Origin of the sequence: Chryseobacterium sp. KBW03, assembly GCF_003852415.1 — a bacterium.
Taxonomy (GTDB): Bacteria; Bacteroidota; Bacteroidia; order Flavobacteriales; family Weeksellaceae; genus Chryseobacterium; species Chryseobacterium viscerum.
In genome coordinates this window covers 600,601-619,339 of sequence record NZ_QAJO01000005.1, presented here as the reverse complement: position 1 = coordinate 619,339, position 18,739 = coordinate 600,601, and the positions used below count along the sequence as shown (strand labels likewise).

General features: G+C 36.2%; 16 protein-coding genes, 1 pseudogene and 1 riboswitch. Of the genes and pseudogenes, 7 read left to right on the top strand and 10 right to left on the bottom strand.

What is annotated here, in order from left to right:
• Positions 1 to 90 precede the first annotated feature (90 nt).
• From DBR39_RS14365 to DBR39_RS14355, 3 genes are all read left to right on the top strand, one after another.
• Positions 91 to 2,289: an ATP-binding protein gene (locus tag DBR39_RS14365; protein ID WP_124534199.1), complete on the top strand. Its 2,199-nt coding sequence runs from the start codon at positions 91 to 93 to the stop codon at positions 2,287 to 2,289.
• A 21-nt stretch (positions 2,290 to 2,310) separates the two neighbouring features.
• Positions 2,311 to 2,862 carry a biliverdin-producing heme oxygenase gene (locus DBR39_RS14360; RefSeq protein WP_124534197.1) on the top strand — a complete coding sequence of 184 codons (552 nt, stop codon included), beginning with the start codon at positions 2,311 to 2,313 and terminating at the stop codon, positions 2,860 to 2,862.
• 118 nt (positions 2,863 to 2,980) lie between these two features.
• On the top strand, positions 2,981 to 3,907 hold the full coding sequence (locus tag DBR39_RS14355) for a malate dehydrogenase (RefSeq protein ID WP_103232743.1): 927 nt from the start codon (positions 2,981 to 2,983) through the stop codon (positions 3,905 to 3,907).
• A gap of 225 nt (positions 3,908 to 4,132) precedes the next feature.
• Here the strand turns inward: DBR39_RS14355 and DBR39_RS14350 are convergent, their stop codons facing one another.
• From DBR39_RS14350 to DBR39_RS14340, 3 genes are all read right to left on the bottom strand, one after another.
• Positions 4,133 to 4,684, bottom strand: a complete 552-nt coding sequence (locus DBR39_RS14350) for an REP-associated tyrosine transposase (protein WP_124534195.1) — start codon at positions 4,682 to 4,684, stop codon at positions 4,133 to 4,135.
• A 236-nt stretch (positions 4,685 to 4,920) separates the two neighbouring features.
• Positions 4,921 to 5,838, bottom strand: coding sequence for an alpha/beta fold hydrolase (locus DBR39_RS14345; RefSeq protein ID WP_124534193.1), 918 nt, complete (start codon positions 5,836 to 5,838; stop codon positions 4,921 to 4,923).
• A 94-nt stretch (positions 5,839 to 5,932) separates the two neighbouring features.
• Positions 5,933 to 6,316 (bottom strand): winged helix-turn-helix transcriptional regulator, encoded by a 384-nt coding sequence (locus tag DBR39_RS14340; protein WP_185147188.1) that lies wholly within the window; start codon positions 6,314 to 6,316, stop codon positions 5,933 to 5,935.
• Positions 6,317 to 6,439: 123 nt separating this feature from the next.
• Here DBR39_RS14340 and DBR39_RS14335 point away from each other — a divergent pair, with 123 nt between their 5' ends.
• Positions 6,440 to 7,450 (top strand): zinc-dependent alcohol dehydrogenase family protein, encoded by a 1,011-nt coding sequence (locus DBR39_RS14335; protein WP_124534189.1) that lies wholly within the window; start codon positions 6,440 to 6,442, stop codon positions 7,448 to 7,450.
• A 161-nt stretch (positions 7,451 to 7,611) separates the two neighbouring features.
• Here DBR39_RS14335 and DBR39_RS24555 read toward each other — a convergent pair.
• The 5 genes and pseudogenes from DBR39_RS24555 to DBR39_RS14310 all read right to left on the bottom strand — a co-directional run bounded on the left by DBR39_RS24555 (position 7,612) and on the right by DBR39_RS14310 (position 10,508).
• Positions 7,612 to 8,148 (bottom strand): annotated as a pseudogene (locus DBR39_RS24555) (STM3941 family protein).
• Between the two features lie 259 nt (positions 8,149 to 8,407).
• Positions 8,408 to 8,641 (bottom strand): hypothetical protein, encoded by a 234-nt coding sequence (locus DBR39_RS14325; RefSeq protein ID WP_124534185.1) that lies wholly within the window; start codon positions 8,639 to 8,641, stop codon positions 8,408 to 8,410.
• Positions 8,642 to 8,755: 114 nt separating this feature from the next.
• Complete coding sequence (locus DBR39_RS14320) at positions 8,756 to 9,292, bottom strand: GNAT family N-acetyltransferase (RefSeq protein WP_124534183.1); 537 nt, start codon at positions 9,290 to 9,292, stop codon at positions 8,756 to 8,758.
• Between the two features lie 17 nt (positions 9,293 to 9,309).
• Positions 9,310 to 9,702, bottom strand: coding sequence for a VOC family protein (locus DBR39_RS14315; protein ID WP_124534181.1), 393 nt, complete (start codon positions 9,700 to 9,702; stop codon positions 9,310 to 9,312).
• A 20-nt stretch (positions 9,703 to 9,722) separates the two neighbouring features.
• The gene (locus DBR39_RS14310; RefSeq protein WP_124534179.1) at positions 9,723 to 10,508 is read right to left on the bottom strand and encodes a hypothetical protein; all 786 of its coding nucleotides are present in this window, start codon (positions 10,506 to 10,508) and stop codon (positions 9,723 to 9,725) included.
• Positions 10,509 to 10,611: 103 nt separating this feature from the next.
• Here DBR39_RS14310 and pafA point away from each other — a divergent pair, with 103 nt between their 5' ends.
• Complete coding sequence (pafA, locus tag DBR39_RS14305; RefSeq protein ID WP_124534177.1) at positions 10,612 to 12,258, top strand: alkaline phosphatase PafA; 1,647 nt, start codon at positions 10,612 to 10,614, stop codon at positions 12,256 to 12,258.
• A 62-nt stretch (positions 12,259 to 12,320) separates the two neighbouring features.
• Here the strand turns inward: pafA and DBR39_RS14300 are convergent, their stop codons facing one another.
• Together DBR39_RS14300 and DBR39_RS14295 are read right to left on the bottom strand one after the other, a co-directional pair.
• A complete protein-coding gene (locus tag DBR39_RS14300; protein ID WP_124534175.1) occupies positions 12,321 to 13,454 on the bottom strand; it encodes a tetratricopeptide repeat protein in 1,134 nt (377 codons plus the stop codon).
• Positions 13,451 to 15,079 (bottom strand): helix-turn-helix domain-containing protein, encoded by a 1,629-nt coding sequence (locus tag DBR39_RS14295; protein WP_124534173.1) that lies wholly within the window; start codon positions 15,077 to 15,079, stop codon positions 13,451 to 13,453. Before DBR39_RS14295 ends, DBR39_RS14300 begins: the two co-directional genes overlap by 4 nt.
• Positions 15,080 to 15,233: 154 nt before the next feature.
• Here DBR39_RS14295 and DBR39_RS14290 point away from each other — a divergent pair, with 154 nt between their 5' ends.
• Complete coding sequence (locus tag DBR39_RS14290) at positions 15,234 to 16,544, top strand: T9SS type A sorting domain-containing protein (RefSeq protein WP_124534171.1); 1,311 nt, start codon at positions 15,234 to 15,236, stop codon at positions 16,542 to 16,544.
• A gap of 138 nt (positions 16,545 to 16,682) precedes the next feature.
• Positions 16,683 to 16,861: riboswitch (cobalamin riboswitch) on the top strand.
• Between the two features lie 32 nt (positions 16,862 to 16,893).
• Complete coding sequence (locus DBR39_RS14285; RefSeq protein WP_124534169.1) at positions 16,894 to 18,720, top strand: TonB-dependent receptor plug domain-containing protein; 1,827 nt, start codon at positions 16,894 to 16,896, stop codon at positions 18,718 to 18,720.
• Positions 18,721 to 18,739 lie beyond the last annotated feature (19 nt).

Here is an 18,739-nt window from a genome sequence, read left to right as displayed (position 1 = left end):
GCAGGCTGAAGGGCTCTTAAAATTAAGTACCACAAAAGAGAATGCTGTTCAGAAAAAATGCTATATTTGGTTAATAGACTGAAGAGATATATGAATTTTATAGAATGCCATGAAGAACCTATCCATATTCCGGGTTCTATTCAAAGTTTTGGTTATTTGATTGGCATTGATGCGGAGTCCCGTACCATTACTTTTTTTAGCAGGAATATTTCGGATATATTTACAATCGAGAGTTCAGATGAACTATTCGGGAGAAAGATCACGGACTTTCCCCATAGTTTTCATAGCATTATTGATTCAGAGATCTATACTTCACTAGACCGATTTACGAGACGTAAAAACGAAACCTATTTTGACAAAATTTTTATTAATGATAAAGAATATCACTTTTCTGTTTTCAAGAGTGATCTTTATATTTTCCTAGAGTTTGAGGAGGTTCTGATTAATCCCAATAAGCGGATTTCGAATAAGTATGATAATTTTTACATCATCGATAATGAAAAAGAGCTTTGGGATCATCTTTTGGAGACCCTTTCAAAGGTGGTGAATTATGACCGGATGATGGTCTATAAATTCATGATGGATGGTTCCGGGAAGGTCATTGCCGAGAAGAAGAATGAAAATATGGAAAGCTTTCTGGGACTTCATTACCCGGAATCTGATATTCCGAAACAGGCAAGGGATCTTTATCTTAAAAAAAGAAAAAGAATCTTCAGCAATGTGTATGCTGATCTGGTTCCTATTCTAAGCAAGAATCCTGAAAATATAGATCTTACTTTTTCTGCATCCAGAGGAATGTCGCCTGTTCATGGGCAGTATCTTAAAAATTCAGGTGCAGCTTCCAGTTTCAGTGTATCTATTATTATTGATGATCACCTCTGGGGATTAGTCACCTGCCAGAATATAGAACCTAAGCATATTGATCTTGAGGACAGAGTACAGGCAGGTATTTTTACGGCATTGGCCGCGAATGCCTATTCTTCCTTTAAGTCCAAACGTGAATTGAACTACCGCCTGGAGCTGAATGAAAATATATCTCAGCTGAAAACAAAGTTTTTAAAACATAATCATCTTTTTGACTCTCTTATCGAAAGTAAAACAGAGATTCAAAATCTTCCGGAAGCTGATGGGCTGGCCATTATTTCGGATGAAAGTATTGTAGCAGCCGGAAGTACTCCAGATCTCAAAAGTATTGCAAAGATTGCGCAATGGGGATTGGCAAATACAAATGATCGTGTCTATGTAAGCAGAAGTTTCCTTAAAGATTACGGTGAAGAACTTCAACTGTCTGAAAGTGCAGCCGGAGTGGTTATTTATTTCATCGAAAGGGATAAAAACGAGATGCTGATCTGGTTCCGCAAGGAGTTTAATGAACATATCGACTGGGCTGGTAATCCTCAAAAAAGGGTAGAAGTTTTTTCTCAAAACGGAGAGGAAAAACAGATGATATCACCAAGAACGTCTTTCCGTATCTTCACAGAGAATATTAAAGGGTATTCCACAAGATGGAATTCACGAAATATAAGTGCAGTACATGCTGTAAGGGATTTGATTTTAGAAACATCCCACAAAAACTATAATGCGATCAAAGGTCTTAATGATGAGCTTAAAAAAGTGAATGAAGAGCTTGACAGTTTTTCCTATACTATTTCTCATGATTTAGGAACTCCATTGACGGTGATGAAGCTGAATGCCCAGATGCTGTTGGGAAATCTAATGGCTGATGCTGAAAAGAGCAAAACCAAGATCAATACAATTATCGAGGAGATTGATAATATGGCTGAAATGATGCAGGATGTATTACAGCTGAGCCGCGCCAAGCATAGTGAAGTTCAGCTTGAAAGTCTGAAAACAGCTCCTACGATCCATAAAATCTCTGAAAATGCAAAGATGACGTATGGCAGCGCAGCAAGCGAAGTTATTATTAAAGAATGTCCGGATGTTTTGGCTGATAAAACCATGCTTCATCAGGTATTTCTCAATATTATCAATAATGCCGTGAAATATTCTTCTCACCAGGATCATCCGAAAGTAGAAATTGAAGGAACGGAAGACGGGCAGACTATTATCTACAGGATTTCTGATAATGGAATTGGTATTCCTGAAGAGGAGAAGCATAAAATGTTTAAAATCTTCAACAGGATGGACAATGCCAAGAAATTCAAAGGAAATGGAGTAGGGTTGTCTATTGTGCACCGTATTATGAAAAGAATAGGGGGGAATGTAGATTTTGAGAGCAATAAAGAGGGGACTTCCTTTATTTTAAAGTTCAAAAAGCCTTACATTTGAGAAACTTTTAAAACGTTATTTATGGTATCAGAATATCTTAAACAGAATACAGCGGATTATCACGATGCGGCAGAAAAACTTTTTAATTCTGAAAAGATTTTTAATAAAACCTTCACTTTAGAGGATTATAAAAAGATTATTCACACGAATTATCTGATGCTTCTTCACAGTGAAGATAAAATATTCAGCAGCCTTTCTGATAAGTTTTCAGAAAAACTTCAGCTTGATGCAAGAAAGAAGCTTTCTCTTATTGAAAAAGATCTTAAAAGTCTTTCTCTGGAAAACCAGATGGAGTCTCACGATCTTGAATTTGAGAATGAGCATGAAGCATTGGGAGCGATGTATGTGATTGAAGGTTCTACGCTGGGAGGTAACGTTATTGCCAAGCAGCTTTCCAAAACAGAAGGATTTGATGAGGTTACTTTCAACTTTTTCGGATGTTATCAGGAGAATACGGGACCTATGTGGAAGAATTTTAAAGAAGTTCTGGATACCGAAGTTGCTGAAGAAAACTACAACGACGTGCTTTCCGGGGCGAAAAAACTTTATACGTTTTTACTGAACGTCAACTAATTTATTTTAATTCTAATTAAATTCCTGAAAGATTGCGCATTTTTTCAGGAATTGTTAAATTTGGGGAGTTTCAAATTTAAACTTAACTAACAAAAAATAATTTTTAAAAAGTAACAATATGAAAGTAACTGTAGTAGGTGCAGGCGCTGTAGGAGCAAGCTGTGCAGAATACATCGCAATGAAGAACTTCTGTTCAGAAGTAGTTTTGGTAGACATTAAAGAAGGGTTTGCTGAAGGAAAAGCAATGGATTTGATGCAGACAGCATCTCTTAACGGATTTGATACAAAAATTACGGGTACAACAGGAGATTATAGTAAAACTGCAGGTTCTCATGTAGCAGTAATCACTTCAGGGATTCCAAGAAAACCTGGAATGACAAGAGAAGAATTGATCGGTATCAACGCTGGTATCGTGAAAGAAGTTACTGAAAACTTAGTAAAACAATCTCCGGAAGTAATCATCATCGTAGTTTCTAACCCAATGGATACTATGGCTTATTTGGTACACAAAACTTCAGGTCTTCCTAAGCACAAAATCATCGGAATGGGTGGTGCATTAGACTCTGCAAGATTCCAGTACAGATTGGCTGAAGCATTGGAAGCTCCAATTTCTGATGTAAACGGAATGGTAATCGCAGCTCACAGTGATACAGGTATGCTTCCTCTATTGAGCAAAGCGACAAGAAATGGTGTTCCTGTAACTGAATTCCTAGACGAAGAGCAGCAAAAATATGTAATCGAAGAAACTAAAGTAGGAGGAGCTACTCTTACCAAATTATTAGGAACTTCAGCTTGGTATGCTCCAGGTGCTGCTGTTTCTGTAATGGTTCAGGCGATTGCATGTGACCAAAAGAAAATGATCCCTTGTTCTTTAATGCTTGAAGGAGAATACGGACAAAACGATATCTGCTTAGGAGTTCCTGCTATCATCGGAGCAAACGGAGTAGAATCAATCGTAAACGTAACATTAACTGCTGAAGAGCAATTGAAGTTCGCTGAAGCTGCTAATGCAGTAAGAGAGGTGAATGGAGATCTTAAATTCTAATAATTGACCGGCTTTTAAGCAGGTGCTACAATAGATAAAAACAGGCTGTTTCAATTTGAAACAGCCTGTTTTGTTTTTTGAGGGGTTTTATAATTTTAACCCATTAAGAAAAATGAAGAGGGGAAGATTGATTAAGGATAATCAATGATTTTGTACTATTCTCTATTTATTTAATTTTCAATAATTCCTCTTTTGCTGGCGCGAGCGTCCCGCTCGTGCCAACGTTTATAAATTAACATCTATTTCCAGTATCTCCTCGTAATTATCACAATAATTTCTAGCGCTGCTATATTTCCATTCCCAAGGTTCCATTACAAATCCGGATTCTACCGGATTTTGATGAACATAATTTAATTTTTGCTCAAATACTTTTAACGTCCAGATTTCTATGGGGTTATTATTCTGTTGCCAAAACTGATATTTTTTTATATTAGAATTTTGACTTCCTGCTTTTTTGAACATCCATAATAACCAATCTTTTCTGCTTTCCTGAGCATTTTCTTCAATAGCCCTAAGTAACTTTTTAGCCGTAAAACCTTTAAAGTCTCTTATTAATTCTGAAGGCTGACCTTTTTCTGATCTGAAGATTAGATGTATATGACTTGGCATAATACAATACCCGAAAATAGTCATACCCTTATTCTTTCTACAATAATTCAATGCTTCAATAATAATATCAAAATATTCGATTCTTGTAAAAATATCAATCCAAAATACCGTAGCAAAACTTATAAAATAAGCTCCTTCTTTTTCATGAAATTTATATTTTCTGCTCATAGTCTAAAAGTAATAAAACTCAGATTATTATTTTTAGAAATTAAATTTTCAAAAGTCAATTGTTGTGGTGACACGAGCGGGACGCTCGCGCCAGCGGAGGGGGGTATAATTTTGAACCATTAAGATGAATAAAGAGGTAAGGTCGAGTTTGGCTTTTTAATGAATGGCTTCTAAAGGGTTTTGGCGCGGCCGAAGGCCGCGCCAAAACGTAATATTATAAAATTGTCAATGCAATATCACTTGGTTGTATTCACAAAATGGCTTACAGCCTTCACAAAGTCTTTATTTTTCTCATAATACAAAAGATGCCCACCATCAATGGAAACTACTTTCTGATTGGGAAACCGGAAGGTTTTATAGTGCTGAGTTCCGACTGCCTTATCCTTCTTTCCTGTGATGATAAGTACAGGGACATGAATATCTTTTGTGATAGGGGCATAATCGGCATAGTATTCCGGGAAGTCTTTGGGATTTGAGATTACCGCCATTCCGAAGTCGATGATGCGGGGATGAAGAGAATCAACCTTATCCGATTGTTTTATGGTTTCGATATCTTCGGTCAGGAATTTATATCCTATTCTTTTTTTTCTTAATGCACAGCTGATTTTTGAAAGTTCTGAGGAAAGATTGTCTTTAGGAACCTCTCTGTTTTTTGCCTGTAAAAGGCTGTTTCCATATTCAATCTGTTCTTTGATAGATTCATCATTCAGGAAATGGAGTGTTACATTGGCAAGGATAAGCCCTTTGGTATGCTGGGGATATTTTTTTGCATAACTGACTGCAATGATTCCCCCGAAAGAATGTGCCAGCAGAAATATTTTTTTTAATTTGAGTTGCTGTCTCAGTTCCTCAATGTCTTGAATCATTTTATCGAGATGATAATTTTCCGATGTGCCGGATTCCCCGGAACCCCGTTGATCCATATAAACCATCTGCATGTTTTTTTCCAGACTATTTCCACCCATCAGTTCAAAGGACGGATATCCCTGGCCGGGACCTCCGGGAATATAAAAGCAGGCTTCTCCTTTTCCGGAGATTTTATATTTGATTCTGACATGATCAGAGGTTTCATAAAATCCTTCAGAAGAATTATTCTGAGCTGAAACAACAGTCAGGGAAACGAAAAAGAAGAGTAGGAAAGAGATTGTTTTCATATATTCATAACAATTGTAAAGGGCTGTTTATTACTAAAATAAAAAAAAACTTCCTTTTGCCTTATCCATCTAAAGGTCATGATGGTCACGTTCACTATTTCATTGATCCCGGAAGAATTCTGACCTCATAAGGAATATTCTGTTTTCCCCAACTGCAGAGCTGGTGCATCACCTTTGTCAATTCTGATCCGCTGGGTGTAATGTGATATTCAACTCTTAAAGGAACCTCATTGAATATTTTCTTGGTGATCAGATTTGATTTAACCAATTCATTGAGTACTGAAGATAGTACATTGTCTGAAATCCCAGTCAAAGTTTCCTTCAATTGAGAGAATCGTGAGACATCATGGGTAATCAGTAATAAAACTTCTGCTACCCATCGCTTACCAATAATCTTTAGTACTTTGTTCAGGGTACATCTGTCGTCCAGATAATGTTCATTGATTGTATTGGTAGAACTCAGCTTCTTTTTACTCATACTCATTTATTTATTAGTAGCTCACAATGGGCTGCAGGTTATTCTTCGTGATTTTTTCAGCATACATTTGTCTTATAAAATTACGGTTTTTCTCTATAGTGTAACAATTTTAAAATAAGTAAAATGAAAGCATATCAGGTAAATAAGGAGTACAGTATATCTTCTCTTGAACTGGTTGATAAATCCTATCCAAAACTTTTACCCAATGAAGTATTAGTGAAAATGAAAGCCAATTCTCTTAACTACCGAGATCTGATGGTGGTAACAGGCTATTCTTCCTGGAAACCTCCGGTAGGAAGGGTACCGGTTTCTGATGGAGTTGGAATTATTGTCGAAAAAGGAAGTGCAGTCACAACTTTAGCCGTAAATGACCGCGTTGCCGGATTATTTTTACCCAAATGGATAGATGGAAATCTGACTGATGAAAAGACGGGTGGTTCTCTTGGCGGTGCAAAAACAGACGGACTGTTGCAGGAATATGCCGTGTTTGATGAAAATGAAGTCATTAAGGTCCCGGATTTTTTAAGCGATGAGGAAGCAGCAACGTTACCTTGCGCAGGATTGACAGCATGGCATGGCGTAATGGAAAAAGGAGATCTTAAACCCGGTACTATAGTACTCATTCAGGGGACAGGAGGTGTTTCTTTATTTTCTGCTCAATTTGCACTGATGGCTGGTGCTGAAGTGATCTTATTATCAAGCAGTGATGAGAAACTGGAGTTAGGTAAAAAGATGGGAATTAATCACCTTATTAATTACCGTCAAATCCCCGAGTGGGAAAAAAACGTTATGGATATTACCGGTGGAAGAGGGGTAAACCATATTGTAGAAGTGGTAGGAGGCAGTAATATCAACAGATCCATGGATGTAATTGCCCTTGACGGCACCATCGCAGTCATTGGCTTGATCGGTGGATTAAGTGCTGAACTGAATACCGTAAAAATTATGTCCAGACAAATCAGACTGCAGGGAATAGAAGTGGGTTCTAAAGAAATGTTTACCCATATGAATGAAGCTTTAGCAGCGCATCAAATACACCCTGTCATAGATCGTGTATATCCATTTGAAGATGTAAAATCTGCTTTTTCTCATCTTGAAAAAGGAGCAACAGGAAAAATTGTGATAAAATATTAGTATTATTTTGGAAAGAAGTTCGTTTATATTAACAACAAACCACTGCAAAAGCAGTGGTTTGTTGTTTTATTCATGAACACAAGTTACACGCTCATGCCAGCGGAAGAGTATTGATTTTTAATACTTTAATTTCTTGTTCATACATTTGGAATATTACCCAATTAATTATTCAATTTGTATTTTTCGAAACTGTTTAATAGAGTGTCTTCCAGTTGAGTAAAACTACAACTTATAAAATTTGATGATATTGATATAGGAGTACCATAAGATTTATAATTTCCATTGAGTAATTTTGATTTTACACCTGTTGAAGTATTAATGTAATGCTCAGGATTCTTAACCTTTATAAGCAAAAAATTTGTCGATAATACATTGCTCTTTTCTATCGAAATTATATCCTCCTATTTAATGAGGCCAACACTTGCAAAACTAGAATTATCAATAATTCCTAATTCATTTATTATAATCCCCATATTTTTATCAGATAATCTTTTTTTAATTATTGTAAGTAATACGAAACCAAAAAATAATAAAGATGCAATACCAGCAATACGCATAAAAAATGTATTTTTAAATATTGCGGATACGAATTTTTCCGGGTTAATTGCTAACCATCCTCCTAAAAATATAAATATTAAAGATCCTATTATTGATAACAAAAATTTTTTATTACTAGATTTAATTACTTTAGTTTCCATGTTTTCTTTTTGTTATTTAATAGATTACGCCTGCCCTTATTATACCTCTAGCTTCTATTTACCTCCTCCCTAAGCTCCATTGGTCAGTTCTCGAGGTTGCTTAATAAAGGAAACTGACATGTTTAGAAAATTATCTTCAATTTAATAATTTATATATAAATGAAATCACCAGAAACTATGAGTATATTTTCCTTTGAAACGGGCTATAAAAAAGAGCGGTAAAAACCGCCCCCCACAAGATTTTATCTAACAAAATATTTTACATATAAACGCAGCCACATCCAGTTTCCCATTCCTGGCAAAGATGCATTGGTTCGTTGCATCCTGGGTTGCCACCGCCACCTCCGGAAACTCTGTAACAGGTACCATCGCTGCAATAGTAAGAACCTATCGTTGGCGGACAATTGCCATCCATATCACATATTGCATAGGGAGTGTCACCACCACTGATCAGCACAAGCTGGCTTCTCTTTAATTTTTTCACATTTTTCATAGTAATCATGTTTTAATTTGTTGATTACTAATGTATAGAAAAATTAGCACACCTACAAGTGTTTTAATTAACAGAGAGTAAAAGATTTTATCATAATCCCTTTTTATAATGTATCTATTCCACATCTAAGGTCATGAAAAAAGCGATTTCCTCTGCATTATTGTATAGTCTTGTATTCAGTCCGGTAATATTGAATCCCATTCTTCTGTAAAACTGGATAGCAGGGTAATTGGTATTCTGTGTTTCGAGTTCAATAACTCTGCAGTTTAATTTCCGGGCCTCTTTAATAGCATTTTTAATCAGCATAATTCCGATTCCCTGCCGCCTTTGTTTCTCGTCAATCAGAATGTTTTCTATATAAAAACTGTTGTTCCATGTTCTGTGTTCACAGATGATCCAGCCTGCCAGCTCCTCATTTATAAAAACCCCAAAAGAATTTCCTTTTTCAATGATGATATTCAGTTCTTCAAGGTCTTCAGAAGTGGTTTCCCAGATTTTGGTATAGGGTAGGGCCTTTTCTTTTAAGCTAAATTCAAAAGAACCTCCAAATTCAATGGAGGAAACTGAATATATTCTGTCTGTCGTATACCCATTATGTCCCCAGTCTAAGCTTGGATTAGAAGCTAATTGTTGTAATTTTCTTATTTCCACATCAAGTATTTTTAAGCTTATTGAATTTCAGTACATATTTCTACCAGATAATTGTCCGGATCTTTGATATAAGCTGTTTTTTGTCCCCATGGTTTTACTGCAATATCTTCATAAAGAACGGCTCCATTTTGTATTGCTTTTTCAACTAATGCTTCTACATCATCAGTTACAAATCCCAGTTCCATTCCAAAAGGTTTGTCTTCAGCTTTTGAGGTTAAAAAGCCTTTTTTGATATTGGACCCTGCAAGGCTTACAGAAGCAAATGAAAGACTGGTTTCTCCAGTAGATAATTCTCCGTAATCTTTTTCCGGAGTAATGAATTTTATTTCAGTACCAAAAGTATTTTTATAAAAATTCATGGACTGTTCTACATTTTCAACATAAAGAATGACATATTTGAAGTTGATCATATTTTTGAATTAAAATGGTTTTATTTTTTATTTATAATGTATTCTTCATCTACCATCAGCTCTATATGAGGACCATGTAAAGGGTACTGTTTGAAACTTCCGAAATGACCGAAATGAAGAGGGTATTTCTGGGCAAGCTGCCGTACTTTAGTTCCAAAAGAATTAATATCCACCTTTTGAATCCTTTCTTTCTTCTGTCTGCCATTGGTGAAAAAGAGCATCAGGTTGGAATGATTTTCAAAATCGAAATCAGTATAGTAGAATACATTGAGGTTTTCTTCAGGACATAGCTGTGTCAAGTCATGAATAAAGCTTTTTTTATTCTGTAAAGGCATGTTACAATCGATTCTAATTGAAAAATTTTCAGCATTGTACTTTTTAAAATCTGAACCCACCATTTGAATGAAACGATGTTCAATAGTTTTGAATCCTTCTCTTTCCGGTGCATAAGTTTTGCTGGATTGAATGGTAAAAGGAGCACTGGAATCTAATAATACAGCATTTTCACAGATCAGCAGTTCTTCAATTTCTAGGGCAAACTGAAAATGAAAATCAAAAAGCAGATGGTCTCCGATTTTGATGATCAGCTGATTTCCATCGATGTTCAGCTGTAAATAGGTTTCTTTGAAATCTGTTTTCAGTTCTTCCAGTTTTCGGATAAAATCATCTGTATTTTCAACCTGCACTCTTGCTGCCAGCTCGGCTGGATTATCGGCATGCCCACCATATCCCGGATAAAATTTGAAAAACTGAAAATCATATAAATGATCTGGGAATTTGAAATACCAGTATACGCCTAGAATCATAGAGGGTTGATTGATGAATTGTACAATAATCAAAATTAAATAAAATTTCACACTCCAAAACTTTCAAAACCCTTAAATTTGTTGTCAATAAAAATTTACTTGGATGCTTAGGAACATTTCAATTGCGGCAGCTACTTTTTTGTCCGTGGTTACAATCAATGCGCAGAAGAACAGAAATACCCAACTTGAGAGACCCAAATTAGTTGTAGGTCTGGTAGTAGATCAGATGCGTTGGGACTATTTATACCGTTTTTATGGTAAGTATGGGAACGATGGTTTCAAAAGACTTTTGAATACAGGATATTCTTTGAATAATGTACATATTCCTTATGTGCCTACGATTACCGCTTTGGGACATACATGTATTTATACAGGATCTGTGCCGGCTATTCATGGGATTGCTGGAAACGACTGGACAGATAAAGAAACAGGTAAAGGAGTTTACTGTACTGCGGATGAGAGCGTTCAGCCGGTAGGAACTACCAATGTGAAAATCGGAAGCCACTCTCCGAAAAACCTTTGGTCTACTACGGTAACTGACGAATTGAGGCTGGCTACCAACTTCCAGGGGAAAGTAATTGGAGTTTCTTTGAAAGACAGAGCTTCTATTCTTCCTGCAGGACACACTCCAAACGGAGCTTTCTGGTTTGATGACAGCACAGGAAATTTCATCACAAGTACATGGTATATGAATGATCTTCCTCAATGGGTAAAATCATTCAATTCTCAGAATCTTCCTGAAAAATTAGTAGCCAACGGTTGGAACACCTTACTTCCAATCAACGAATATACAGAAAGTGCACCTGACAATTCTCCTTGGGAAGGTCTGTTGGGAAGCTCAAAAACACCTACTTTCCCTTACAGCAATTTAGCTCAGGATTATCAGAAGAAAAAAGATAATATCCGTTATACACCTTTTGGAAATACACTGACATTGAAGTTGGCAGAAGCTTCTGTAGAAGGTGAAAAACTGGGTGGAGATAATATTACAGACTTTTTAGCGATTAACCTTGCTTCTACAGATTATGCAGGACATAAATTTGGTCCGAATTCTATTGAAGTGGAAGATGTTTATATCAGATTAGATCAGGATTTAGCAGAATTCTTTAAATATCTGGATTCAAAAGTAGGAAAAGGAGAGTATACGGTTTTTCTTTCTGCTGACCACGGTGGAGCGCATTCTGTAGGATTCCTTAAAGAACATAAAATCACGACAGGTTTCTTCGGTGAAGATGCAGAAAAGAACCTGAACCAAAAACTGAAAGATAAATTTGGGGCAGATAAATTGATCAATGCGATTGATAACTATCAGATTTATTTTGACAGAAAAGTATTGGCAGACAGCAAGCTTGAATTGGATGATGTAAGAAACTTTGCGGTAAAAGAACTGGAGAAAGATCCTACCGTTTTATATGCTGTTTCAGTGGATAAAGTTCAGGAATCAAGTATTCCGGAGCCGATCAAGCAAAGAATTATCAACGGAATCAACAGACAGAGAAGTGGAGATATTCAGTTAATTTCTCATGACTCTATGCTTCCTCCGTATTCTAAAACAGGAACTACACACAGCGTTTGGAACTCCTATGATTCTCATATTCCATTGATCTTTATGGGATGGGGGGTGAAGCAGGGAGAAAGCAACAAGGCTTATCACATGACAGATATTGCACCTACGGTATCTTCTTTATTGAAAATTCAGTTCCCAAGTGGAAATGTAGGAAACCCGATTACGGAAGTTATTGGTAGATAAATTGAAATTTATACATGATAAAAAAAGCATTCCATTCAGGAATGCTTTTTTGTTTTCATAGCTTATGACGTTCTGATCATTTGCTGTATCTCTTTATGAAATTTCTTATTCTGTTTTCTGATTTTTAGAATATAATATAAAAGAACACCAATAAGAATACATCCCAACAGCACAGAACCAATTTTAATGTAACGGTAATAAGATTTTAGGTTTTCACTTTTTAAAGAGGTTTCCTTATTATGATTATCGATTACCTGGTTAATGGATTTCAGTTCATTCTGCTTTCTTTTAAAACGCATTTCCAGATGCTTTTTATTATACTGCTGATAGAGATTCTGCTGTCCCATAGCCAGATAATTGTCGGATAATTCCTTATAAAGTCCTTCATTCAGGGTGATGTCTCCGGTATTTTTACAAAGGTTTTCAGCTTTTAGTAAAAGATTGACGGCAGATTGGTTTTCATGCTTTTGTTTGTGGATTTCAGCAATTCCTTTTAAGGCGAATGCTTCCAGACTTTTTGCATGATTCTTTCGGGCATAGTTGATAGACTGCAAAAAAGCTTCCTGTGCTTTGTCAATTTGATTGAGATTAAGATAACAGTACCCAATATTGTAATACACCACACTCATATTGGAATAGGTAGTTTTCTTCACGGGAACATTATCATAATTTTGTATCGAAATCAAAAATTTCTCCAAAGCAATTTCCGAATTAGACTGGCTTTTATACACCATTCCTCTTATCGCATGGCTGGCAGCAGTCTCAATATATTTTTCAGGATTTTTCTCAGGTATTTTTGCGATATATTGATCCGCTTCATTCAGTGTTTCAAGGCATTTGCTGAAAAGTTCCATTTGCTGATACTGTATAGCCACTGAAATAAGAACTCCCGCCTGGTTCCTGGGATCATTGGTTTTCTGAGAAAGTTCCTTCGCTTTCAAAATATATTTTAATGATTTCTCAAAGTTTCTTTTAGCAATATTGGCGGTGGAAAGAAGCATGTAAAGATTGATGGAAGTTTTCACATCATGAGACTTTTTTAACAACTGTTCTCCGATTTTAATCGCGTTGTCAGGGTTGTCGTAAATTTCAAGTTTAGCTCTTTTTATTAAGACACTATCCGGTGTCTTTTGAGCTTTAGTGAAAACACAAAGGAATAAGAAGCATAGTGGAAATATCTTTAAAAATGGTTTCATACGGCTTTAGTTTTACTGATTTCCTGAATATAGACATTAGGGGACATTCCGGTAACAGATTTGAAAACGGTTGTAAACGCACTGTGTGACGAAAAACCGGAATATTCTGCAAGGTAGCTTACTTTATAATTAAGAAAAGTAGAATCCTCTCTTAATAGCTGTACAATGTGATTGATCCTGAGTTTGTTGATGTATCCGTTAAAATTTTTCTCTTTATTGTTGATGACTTCCGAAAGGTATTTTGTATTGACCTCCATTTGAGAGGAAAGCAGAGAAAGGGACATGTTTTTATTCAGATAGCGGTCAGATTTTTCAAATTCCTCAAGTTTTTGGAGAATTTCATCTTCCTTTTCTCTGGATATTTTCGTTGAGCCGGAATCTTTTGCTGGTGCATTCGTTTTGTTTAAGATGACCGGTTGAGGTTTCTGACTGATCTGTTTTTCAAAAAAGTCAAACTGTTTTTTTAAGTCTTTATTTTTGCTTTTAATGATTAGAAAATAAATAAACAGCCCTACGACAATCAATGATAAAACGAGAGCCAAAGACCAGGAAGATCTGGTAAGCATATGCTTTTGGAATTCAATATTTTTATTTTGATTGGTTTCAACAAGTTTCACAAGATATCGTATTCCTTCTTTCGAACTTGAATCTGTTTTTGCTTTTAAATCATTGTGAAGTTTATTGTATTGATGGTATTTTGCATCATTATGAACCGCGTAATAGTTACGGGATAGAGATTCATAAATTTTAATCTTTAAATTGTTAAAAGGTAGGTTTTCAATCAATAAAAGCCCGGCTTCCAGTTTTTCAATAGAGGTTGTATAATCCTGTTTCAGAAAATAATATTGGGAAAGATTCTCATAGGCCAGACCTAGCAGAAAAGGTTTGTTTTCCTGATGTTCAAGATTAGAAATGATACTTTCTATAAGTGTTTTATACTCGATCAGTTTATTTTGTTTCAACAGATAAGAAGCCCGGAAAATCCTGTTTTCCATTTTTATAATTGCATTTTCTTCATTACGATCACTCAGATAGTGATTGCTTTTATCCAGATTTTGTAATGCTGTAGGATAATCTCTGTTGATTCCTGAGTTCAAAGCCTGAAGCTGGTACAGTTTTGCCGTGGTAATTTTCAGAGCAGGATCATTGCTTTTAAGAAGCTTTTGATCAGATAAAAGATGGGTAATAATTCTTTTGGACTGATTATACAAGCCCAGATTTTGGTATTGATCCGCAAGATTATAATCATTGAAGACCTGCATGAAATAAGAAAGTCCTGTTTTTTGATCAGTATCTTCATGTTGAGCAAAAATATTCACAGACTGTACATAGTCACCTTTCATCGCAAACGCTTGGGAAATGATGTTTTGAAGTACCATTTTATGTTCGGTATTCTGGTCACTGACAAGAATTCCCTGGGTATAGCTGATGCATTCGTCAGAATTCTGATAGAGCTTCAGAAATGCCTTATCAGCGAGAATCGTAAAGTCCGGACCGGATTGCCCATTGGTAATAAGCGAGCAGCAAATAGAAATAAACAGTATTATTTTTCTACTATTTTGAAATAATTTTTGTCTTGATAATTTGTTTTTTGTGTTTTTTTGAATAGTTCTGGTAAAATCCATATTCAAAATGGGGTTTTGTATCTATTTGGTTATTAAAGTTTTAAAAATTAAGTTCTTTTTAAATTCACGAATTCTGAAAGTCAAATTCTTTTGAAAGGATGAATATTGTATTAATATTGTTTCCACCAATTCGAAACGCTAAATATAATAAAATATGAAAAATTTTTACAGAATGTCAATGAAAATATTGACGGCTTGTCTTTTCCTGAAATTTGGTTTTGCAGAAGCACAGCTTACTGTAATGGGTTTGGGAAATTATAATGTAGGCGCAGTTTCAGATAATGGAGTGGTAAGTATGCATACCAGTGCAGGAGGAATCTATAAATGGAATGCTGCCGGCGGACTTATACAGATAGGATCAATATCCAATGGATATCCGGCTGCAGGAAGAACTGTTGTTTCGAATGACGGAACCAAAATATCGTCTTCCGTTACCAATGCAGCAACGGGGTTCAATGAAATATCTACTTATGATGTAGCTTCTTCTACATGGGTAAACAGAGGTGGGCTTGTTCCTACCGGATGGGACGGAAGCGTAAGCTCCACCTGGGGAATGTCTACCAACGGAAGCACAGTTGTAGGTCTGGGATATCTTACCGCAGCCAATGCACACGCTGTGAAATGGGATGAAGCAGGTGGAATGATAGACTTGGGAAGTATGGTTTCCGGGCGTAGCTCCAGAGCCAATGCAATCAATGCGGCAGGAACGGTGATTGTGGGCTGGCAGGATGAACCGACAGGTACCAGAAGCGGTGCAAAATGGCAGGATGGAGTAGAGAGTTTTATTACAGATAATAACGGAAATAATGTAGGCGAGGCAGGAGGAATTTCTGCTGATGGAAATACCATCATAGGAGCAGCTAATCCTAATCCCTATGTCTGGAATGCCACAAGCGGGCTTACTTATATAACACATCCTAATGCTTCTTTCAATTTCAAAGGAGGAGCTACGGGAATTTCGGCAGACGGGAAAACGGTGATTGGATATTACAGGGCATTTGGAGCGCCTCCAATGTCGGGAGAAGGCTTTATCTGGACTTCATCCACCGGAAGGATCAATCTGAATGATTATGCAGTATCCTTAGGAATTGCAACGAATGGAGTAACAATGGGACTTCCCCTGGCCATTTCACAGGACGGAAAGAAAATTGCGGGAACGGGAACTAATGCCTCCGGTCAGATAGTCGCTTTTTATCTGGATACCTCTGAATTTTTATCAGTAAATGATACAATGAAAGAAAAAAACAATATTGGTATTTATCCTAATCCTGTAACTCATACACTTTATTTTAAAGGAACAGGAAAAATAGAGAAAGCTGAAATATATAATTTGGTTGGACAAAGGGTGAAAACATTCAATACTGTAGAAGAGCAGTTGAATGTTTCATCCTTGCCAAAAGGAAACTATATTCTACAATACTCAGTGAAAGGAGAAAAACAAGCCTATAAATTCATAAAAAATTAAACATATATAAATAGTAAAAGTAGTGGGATGAATGGCCGTTTTCAATGTTGAAAGCGGCTGTTCTTTTTGTATTTAATTAGCAGAGAGATAAGTTTTTTTAAGCATAAGTCCGGTTTTTGGCGAATACATATAAAAAGCTATCTTTGCAAGAAATTTGGTTTCCAGTATATTGGAATGAAAAGGGAATCGGGTGTAACCCCCGGACTGTCCCCGCAACTGTAAATCGCAACAAAAGTTTCTGCAAAAAACCACTGTCTAAAAACGGGAAGGAGCAGAATGCGAAAGTCAGGAGACCTGCCAACATTATAATAAAAAAAACATATTGCTTTCGGAGGAAAAGTAAAAGAGTATGGATATAAAAAGATCTTTAGTACTGCTTTTTTCATCTTATGGCTGTTTTCTTTTTGGACAAGAGAAGACCATTGACACTATTTATGTCTTCGACAACCAGATGAATAGGGTGAAACTTTTTCATCCCGTAAAAACAATTTCGGCAGAAGAGGCCGAGAAAAACTCCAGTAACCTTTCAGAACTCCTGAGATTTCAGTCGCAGGTTTATATCAAAGAAAATGGGCGTGGTGCTGTTTCTTCACCATCTTTCAGAGGAACTACTGCTCAGCAGACGGCTTTTGTATGGAACGGAATTAATATCAACTCCAATTTTTTAGGACAGGGGGATATCAATAATATTGCTTTGTTCGGATATGACCAGATTGGTATAAAAGCCGGCGGTGGAAGTGTAGTATATGGAAGTGGCGCGATCGGGGGAAGTATACACCTGAATAATACCCTTGATTTTAATAAAGGTTTCCATGGTTCATTATTTTCTGAAGTAGCTTCTTTTAATACCTATAATAATTTTGTAAAAGGATCTTACAGCAATGATAAGTTCAGCTTTAAAGCTTCCGGAAATTATTCTGTAAGCGAAAATGATTATAAGGTAAGCGATCTGAATTATATCAACAGAAACGGAAGTTATTACAATACGACATTCAATGTAGGAGCATCCTATAAGATCAACAGTGATCATAAAGTTTCGTGGCAGAGCCAGTTTTTTGATTCTTCACAGCATTTTCCTGTATATGAAGAAACGGGAACCAAAACAAAATATAAGACCCAAAGTGTAAGAAGTCTTCTTTCGTGGGATTGGAACAAAACAAAGTTCAGTAACTCCTTGAAAGCGGCTTATACAGAAGAGAACTTTCAGTATTTCGGTTCGCTAAATCTTCCTAAATCAAGTGGTGGAACAGGGAAAAATTATATCTTTAAAAATGATTTTAATTATTTCCTGAATTCAAAATGGAATTTTAACCTTATTGGGGAATTTCAGGTCAATAAAGGGGAAGGGTATCAGAGCGGAATATCCAGCGTCAGTAGAAATATTGGTTCTGTTTCCGGATTGTTGAGATATTTTGCAACGAAAGACCTTCGTTTTGAGGGTGGATTTAAGAAAGACTTCGTGGAAGATGTAAAGTCACCGTTTTTGTATTCATTCTCCGGAAAATGGAGCGCTGCAAAATGGTATGATGTGAGCATTAATGTGTCAAAGAATTTCAGATATCCTTCATTTAATGATATTTATTATGAACCGGGAGGAAATAAAGATCTGAGGCCGGAAACTTCTACTCAGGTGGATATGACGAATGAGTTCAAAGCGGGAGATTTCAGGCTTACTTTGTCTCCTTATTATATGAATGTGACGGATCTTATTGTATGGCTGCCTACAGCATTGGGATATTGGCAGGCATTTAATGTCAATAAATCTGAATCTTACGGATTAGAATCTCAGCTGTCTTTCAGTAAACAGTTGGGCAATCATAAGATCCGAGCCAATGCAGGATATTATTACGCAAAATCTATCGATAAAGAAACAAACATGCAGAGACCTTATGTTCCTATGCACAGGGGAACTGCCAATATAGATTATGAATATGGCTTCTTTAAGTTTTTCGCACAGGGACTGCTGAATGGTGTTACCTATACGACCAGTGATGAAAAGAGATCAGATGCTATTGATCCTTATTTTCTTTTGAACGTGGGAGTTTCTGCAACATTAGCAAAAAAATATACCTTAGGGTTCAAAGTGAATAATCTAACGGATACCTACTATAAAACAGCTTCTTTTTATCCTTTACCCAAAAGAAATTATAGTGTGTATGCCGCAATAAATTTTTAAAAATTAAAATTGAATAAAT